Source organism: Streptomyces sp. NPDC058051 (assembly GCF_042885475.1).
Lineage (GTDB): Bacteria > Actinomycetota > Actinomycetes > Streptomycetales > Streptomycetaceae > Streptomyces.
In genome coordinates, this window is sequence record NZ_JBHVRW010000002.1 from 535,759 (window position 1) to 542,904 (window position 7,146).

The window sequence follows — 7,146 nt, forward strand, 5'->3', positions numbered from 1 at the left end:
GGCATCGTCCGTAAAAGCCGCCTCACGCGCACACCCCAGCACGTGTGCGCGCACCACGCCCATCCCGCGTATCCGTGCAGCCAGGGAGCCGCCCCATGACCGCAGCAGCCGACGAAGCCCCCCTCTGGGAACCCGGCCCCGACCGTATCGCGGCCGCGGCCGTCACCCGCTTCCAGAGCTGGGCGGCCGAACGGTACGGAGCACCGGCCGACGGCGGTTACCCGGCGCTGCACCGCTGGTCGGTCGACCGCCTCGACACCTTCTGGCAGGCCGTCGCCGACTGGTTCGACGTACGGTTCTCCACCCCGTACGAGGCGGTCATCGGCGACCGCACCATGCCGGGCGCCCAATGGTTCCCCGGCGCCACCCTCAACTACGCCGAACACGCCCTGCGCACCGCCGAGAACCCCCTGCGCGCGGACGCCCCCGCCCTGCTCCACGTCGACGAGACCCATACCCAGGTCCCCGTCTCGTGGTCCGAACTCCGACGCCGGGTCGGATCGCTCGCCGCCGAGCTCCGTGCGCTCGGCGTCGCACCCGGCGACCGCGTCAGCGCCTACCTCCCGAACATCCCCCAGGCCGTCGTCGCCTTCCTCGCCACCGCGGCCGTCGGCGGCGTCTGGACCTCCTGCGCCCCGGACTTCGGCGCCCGCAGCGTCCTCGACCGCTTTCAGCAGGTCGAGCCCGTCGTCCTCTTCGCCGTCGACGGCTACCGTTACGGCGGCAAGGAGCACGACCGCGCCGACACGGTCGCCGAACTCCGCCGCGAACTCCCCACCCTGCGCGCCGTCGTCCACATCCCGCTGCTGGGCACCGAGGCCCCCGAGGGCGCTCTCGAATGGTCCGCCCTCACGTCCGCGGACACCGACCCCGTCTTCGAACAGGTCCCCTTCGACCATCCGCTGTGGGTGCTCTACTCCTCGGGCACCACCGGACTCCCCAAGGCGATCGTCCAGTCCCAGGGCGGCATCCTGCTGGAACACTTCAAGCAACTCGGTCTGCACTGCGACCTCGGCCCCGACGACCGGTTCTTCTGGTACACCTCCACCGGCTGGATGATGTGGAACTTCCTCGTCTCCGGCCTGCTCACCGGGACCACGCTCGTGCTGTACGACGGCAGCCCGGGCCATCCGGACGTCAGCGCCCAGTGGCGGGTCGCCGAACAGACCGGAGCGACACTCTTCGGTACCTCCGCGGCCTACGTCATGGCCTGCCGCAAGGCCGACATCCACCCGGGGCGCGACTTCGACCTCTCCCGCGTCCAGTGCGTCGCCACCACCGGCTCCCCGCTCCCGCCCGACGGATTCCGCTGGCTCCACGACGAGGTCGACGACAACCTGTGGATCGCGTCCGTCAGCGGCGGAACGGACGTCTGCAGCTGCTTCGCCGGCGCGGTCCCCACCCTTCCCGTGCACATCGGCGAGCTCCAGGCACCGTGCCTCGGCACGGACCTGCGATCCTGGGATCCCGCGGGCAAACCGCTCATCGGCGAGGTCGGCGAACTCGTCGTCACCGCGCCCATGCCCTCGATGCCGATCCGCTTCTGGAACGACCCCGACGGTCGCCGCTACCACGACAGCTACTTCGACATGTACCCCGGCGTCTGGCGTCATGGTGACTGGATCACGATCACCGACCACGGTTCGGTCGTCATCCACGGCCGCTCCGACTCCACCCTGAACCGCCAAGGCGTACGGATGGGCTCAGCCGACATCTACGAAGCGGTCGAACGCCTCCCCGAAATCCGCGAATCGCTCGTCATCGGTATCGAGGAGCCCGACGGCGGGTACTGGATGCCGCTCTTCGTGCACCTCGCGGACGGGGCCGTGCTCGACGACAACCTGCGGGACAGCATCAAGCAGACCATCCGCAAGAACCTCTCCCCACGTCATGTCCCGGACGAGATCATCGAGGTCCCCGGCATCCCGCACACCCTGACCGGCAAGCGCATCGAGGTTCCGGTCAAACGCCTCCTGCAAGGTGCGGCCCTGGCCAAGGCGGTCAATCCCGGCTCGATTGACAACCTCGAACTCCTCCACTTCTACGAGGACCTCGCCCACAAGCGTCACTGACCGCCACACTGTCCGAGCCCATGGTTACTCTGAGTGAGCAATGATCGACAGTGCACTGGGGGAGTCATGGCGCACGACAGGAACACCACGCACGCCGAGCACAACGGGGCCGACGGGGACCACCGGTCCGGCACATCCATGCGACGAACGCTGCGCCGCGAAGCACCCAGCACCATCGGCCTCCTGGCCGACGAGCGGGACTTCGCGGCGATGCGGCACTACCGCACCTTCACGTTCGACGACCACACGGTCTATCTGCGGCACGTCGAAGACCTCCTGAAGGACTTCGCCGCACAGGGCGTGCACGCGACGATCGCCCTGTTCGACCCGGAGGAATACGCGGAGTTCTGTGCCGAGTCGGGCATCGTCCCGGACGCTTCCGCCAGTCGCAGCCGTTTCACCGCCGAGATCGCCTCGGCCGGCGCCACCGTCGCGTACAGCGGGCAGCCCATCGACACCCTGATCCCACTCCTGGTCAGCCGAGCCGTCCGCCGGGCGACCTGGGAGTACGCCACGATGACCCTGGCCGACCTCGGAGCATGCGCGGACTGCGGCCAGGACATCGGCCGGGCCGCCTTCGACCGGGCCTCCCATCTGCTGCTGCGCATGCTGGAATCGGCAGGCCCGGGCACCCACCACCTCGTCTGCAGCACCCCCACGGAGAACGAGCACCTGATCGCCGTCCTGCACACCGAGCGCGGCGCCACGGGACCAGCTCGACTCGAAACAGCGGAAGGAGCCGAGTTCGTCACGGTGCTCGCCGTCGGTATCGCCCTCGAAAAGCCCGGGGGAGTCGTACTCCGTACGAGCAACCCGGGCACGCAGGACAGGGTCCACGGCTGGCGGCTGGCCCGCGGCGGCCTGGCCCCGCTCACCGCGGGTGAGGTGTTCAACGCCTACTGCACCGACGCCGACACCGGCGAACCCGTCGCTCCGGAGTCGCACGTGGAGTACTGCGCGGGTTTCGACCTCGGCGCAGACGAACCGGAGACGCACCGCTGACAGCCCGAAGGGGCTCCCCGGCACCACGACCGGAGAGCCCCTTCACCGCGGACACCTCCGCGCTACTCGCCGGACAGCACCGCCTGAGCGGCCACCCGCGCCTCTTCGGCGGAGTCCGCCGCACGCGCGGCCGAAGCGGCACGCTCGCACTGCGCGAGCGTGTGCTTCGCCAGCGTGGCGCGGACATAGGGCAGGGACGCGGCACCCATCGACAGCGACGTCACACCCAGCCCCGTCAGGACACAGGCGAGCAGGGGATCGGAGGCGGCCTCACCACAGACACCACAGCTCTTGCCCTCGGCCCCGGCCGCCTCCGCCGACAACGCCACCAGGTCGAGCAGTGCAGGCTGCCACGGATCCTGCAGCCGGGACACTGCGCCCACCTGGCGGTCGGCGGCAAAGGTGTACTGGGCCAGGTCATTGGTGCCCAGCGACAGGAACTCCACCTCTCGCAGGATCGAACGCGCCCGCAGCGCGGCGGACGGGATCTCCACCATCGCACCGAACTTCGCGTGCAGCCCGGCTTCGCGACAGGCGTCGGCGAAGGCCCTCGCGTCCGTCCGGTCGGCCACCATCGGAGCCATGACCTCAAGGTGGACGGGCAGGCCCTGGGCTGCCTCGGCCAGCGCGGTGAGCTGGGTCCGCAGCACCTCGGGGTGGTCCAGCAGGCTCCGCAGTCCGCGCACGCCCAGTGCCGGATTCGGCTCGTCCGCGGGCGTCAGGAAGTCCAGCGGCTTGTCGGCACCGGCATCCAGCACCCGCACCACGACGCGCCCCTCGGGAAACGCCTCCAGCACCGCACGGTACGCCGCGACCTGCTTCTCCCGGGACGGCGCCTGCGTGCTGTCGTCCAGGAACAGGAACTCGGTACGGAACAGGCCCACGCCCTCGGCGCCGGCCTCGACCGCCGCCGGCACGTCGTCCGGACCGCCGATGTTGGCGAGCAGGGGGACCTTGTGACCGTCGGAGGTGGCGCCGGGGCCGGTCGAAGCGGAGAGCGCGGCCTTGCGCGCCGCAGCGGCGCTCTCCATCTCCGCACGCTTCTCGGCGCTGGGCCGGACGAAGATCTCACCCGTGCTTCCGTCCACCGCGACGATCGTGCCCTCCGCCAGCTCACCGGCACCGGGAAGCGCCACCACGGCGGGGACACCGAGCGCCCGCGCCAGGATCGCGCTGTGACTGGTCGGTCCGCCCTCCTCGGTGACGAAGCCGAGGACCAGAGCCGGGTCGAGCAGCGCCGTGTCGGCGGGCGCGAGATCCCGAGCGATCAGTACATAGGGCTCGTCGCTGTCGGGCACGCCGGGCATCGGCACGCCGAGCAGGCGGGCCACGATCCGGTTGCGCACGTCGTCGAGGTCGGCCACCCGTCCCGCCAGGTACTCCCCGGCATTGGCGAGCAGCGCGCGGTAGGCGGCGAACGCGTCGTAGACGGCGCGCTCGGCGGTGCTGCCGACCGCGATACGCCGTTCCACATCGGCCATCAGCTCGGGGTCCTGCGCCATCATGGCCTGCGCCTCAAGCACATGCTGAGCCTCGCCACCGGCCAGATTGCCCCGCGCGATCAGGTCGGCCGCCACGGCCTCCACACCCTGGCGGGCGCGCCCCTGTTCGCGTTCCGCCTCCTCGGCCGGGATCTGTTTGGCCGGCGGTTCGAGTACCGCTGTGCCCATGTGCCGCACTTCGCCGATCGCCACTCCGTGGCTCACACCCACGCCTCGCAGCGTTGTCTCCATTTCACCCGTCCCCGGTCGTGCGGCGGTCCGTGCCTCCGCGGTGGATATCCAGTCGGCTGTCATCGCGCCGGGGCCGTCACTGCCAACCGAACAACGTGTCACCGATCTTCACGTCGCCGTCCTCGCGGACGTCGGAAAGGGAATCAGTGGTGGCCTCCAGCGCGACGACCGGGCACACGGGCGACTTTCCGGCTGCTTCGACGCCCGCGGGATCCCACTGCACGATGCCCTGGCCGCGCGTGACCCTATCCCCCTTGTTCACGAGCAACTCGAAGCCTTCACCATTGAGCTGAACGGTGTCGATGCCGAGGTGCACGAGAACACCGTGTCCGTCCTGGTCCACGACGACGAAGGCGTGGGGGTGCAGGGAGACGACGATGCCGTCGACGGGCGACACGGCCGCGGACGGTTCGCGCACGGGATCAACGGCGGTTCCGGGCCCCACCATCGCGCCGGAGAAGACCGGGTCCGGTACCGCGGCGAGCCCGATGGCACGTCCGGCAAGAGGGGACGTCACAGTGGTCATGGGGAACCTCCCAGGGGTGGAGCTGGAACGGCGCCGTCACAGCTTGTGGGTGACGGCGTACTGATCAGCAGAGTAAGTCATAAGAAGTCCCGGTTCCGCCCGAGTCCTGGCGATACGCGGCCTTAGAGGGGCACCGGAAACGATTTGCCTCGACTCCCGGCGGCCTGTACTGTCGTACCCCTGCCTGGCCCCGGTGCGACTTCGAGTCGGGGGCCGGTGGCGACTTTCAAGCCCACGTTCTTACTCGGATCGGCACCTGCATGCCTGCAGGAGGTTGGTCAGGGGAGTGAAAAAGGGCTGATAGAGTCGGACTCGCCGGAAAGGGAAACGCGAAAGCGGAGAACCGGAAGGCGGAAATTGCGAGGCCCGCTTCGACCGGGAATCGGACGCGAAAGAGTCTGATAGAGTCGGAAACGCAAGACCGAAGGGAAAAGCCCGGAGGAAAGCCCGAGAGGGTGAGTACAAAGGAAGCGTCCGTTCCTTGAGAACTCAACAGCGTGCCAAAAGTCAACGCCAGATATGTTGATACCCCGGCCTGCTTCGGCAGGTTGGTGGTTCCTTTGAAAGTCCTGCGGGATCCACTGGATCCGGCAGGCAATTTACACAGCGAGGACGCTGTGAACGACCGGTCTTATTCCGACTGGTTGTTCCGCTCTCGTGTTGTGTTGTCCCGATTACGGGAAAACATTCACGGAGAGTTTGATCCTGGCTCAGGACGAACGCTGGCGGCGTGCTTAACACATGCAAGTCGAACGATGAAGCCTTTCGGGGTGGATTAGTGGCGAACGGGTGAGTAACACGTGGGCAATCTGCCCTTCACTCTGGGACAAGCCCTGGAAACGGGGTCTAATACCGGATAACACTCTGTCCTGCATGGGACGGGGTTGAAAGCTCCGGCGGTGAAGGATGAGCCCGCGGCCTATCAGCTTGTTGGTGGGGTGATGGCCTACCAAGGCGACGACGGGTAGCCGGCCTGAGAGGGCGACCGGCCACACTGGGACTGAGACACGGCCCAGACTCCTACGGGAGGCAGCAGTGGGGAATATTGCACAATGGGCGAAAGCCTGATGCAGCGACGCCGCGTGAGGGATGACGGCCTTCGGGTTGTAAACCTCTTTCAGCAGGGAAGAAGCGAAAGTGACGGTACCTGCAGAAGAAGCGCCGGCTAACTACGTGCCAGCAGCCGCGGTAATACGTAGGGCGCAAGCGTTGTCCGGAATTATTGGGCGTAAAGAGCTCGTAGGCGGCTTGTTGCGTCGGTTGTGAAAGCCCGGGGCTTAACCCCGGGTCTGCAGTCGATACGGGCAGGCTAGAGTGTGGTAGGGGAGATCGGAATTCCTGGTGTAGCGGTGAAATGCGCAGATATCAGGAGGAACACCGGTGGCGAAGGCGGATCTCTGGGCCATTACTGACGCTGAGGAGCGAAAGCGTGGGGAGCGAACAGGATTAGATACCCTGGTAGTCCACGCCGTAAACGTTGGGAACTAGGTGTTGGCGACATTCCACGTCGTCGGTGCCGCAGCTAACGCATTAAGTTCCCCGCCTGGGGAGTACGGCCGCAAGGCTAAAACTCAAAGGAATTGACGGGGGCCCGCACAAGCAGCGGAGCATGTGGCTTAATTCGACGCAACGCGAAGAACCTTACCAAGGCTTGACATACACCGGAAAGCATCAGAGATGGTGCCCCCCTTGTGGTCGGTGTACAGGTGGTGCATGGCTGTCGTCAGCTCGTGTCGTGAGATGTTGGGTTAAGTCCCGCAACGAGCGCAACCCTTGTTCTGTGTTGCCAGCATGCCCTTCGGGGTGATGGGGA

The 7,146-nt window shown here is 67.3% G+C and carries 4 protein-coding genes and 1 rRNA gene; 3 read left to right on the forward strand and 2 right to left on the reverse strand.

Features of this window, described 5'->3' with window-relative positions; all coding sequences use genetic code 11:
* Positions 1-95 precede the first annotated feature (95 nt).
* Complete coding sequence (locus ACFVUT_RS05705; RefSeq protein ID WP_389647688.1) at positions 96-2,072, forward strand: acetoacetate--CoA ligase; 1,977 nt, start codon at positions 96-98, stop codon at positions 2,070-2,072.
* 66 nt (positions 2,073-2,138) lie between these two features.
* A complete protein-coding gene (locus tag ACFVUT_RS05710) occupies positions 2,139-3,074 on the forward strand; it encodes a hypothetical protein (protein WP_389647691.1) in 936 nt (311 codons plus the stop codon).
* Positions 3,075-3,136: 62 nt separating this feature from the next.
* On the opposite strand, the gene ptsP is transcribed toward ACFVUT_RS05710, so the two are convergent.
* Positions 3,137-4,807, reverse strand: coding sequence for a phosphoenolpyruvate--protein phosphotransferase (gene ptsP / locus ACFVUT_RS05715; protein ID WP_389647694.1), 1,671 nt, complete (start codon positions 4,805-4,807; stop codon positions 3,137-3,139).
* Positions 4,808-4,883: 76 nt separating this feature from the next.
* A complete protein-coding gene (locus ACFVUT_RS05720; RefSeq protein ID WP_389647697.1) occupies positions 4,884-5,333 on the reverse strand; it encodes a PTS glucose transporter subunit IIA in 450 nt (149 codons plus the stop codon).
* A 687-nt stretch (positions 5,334-6,020) separates the two neighbouring features.
* Here ACFVUT_RS05720 and ACFVUT_RS05725 point away from each other — a divergent pair.
* Positions 6,021-7,146: ribosomal RNA gene (locus tag ACFVUT_RS05725) — 16S ribosomal RNA — on the forward strand; the annotation flags it as partial.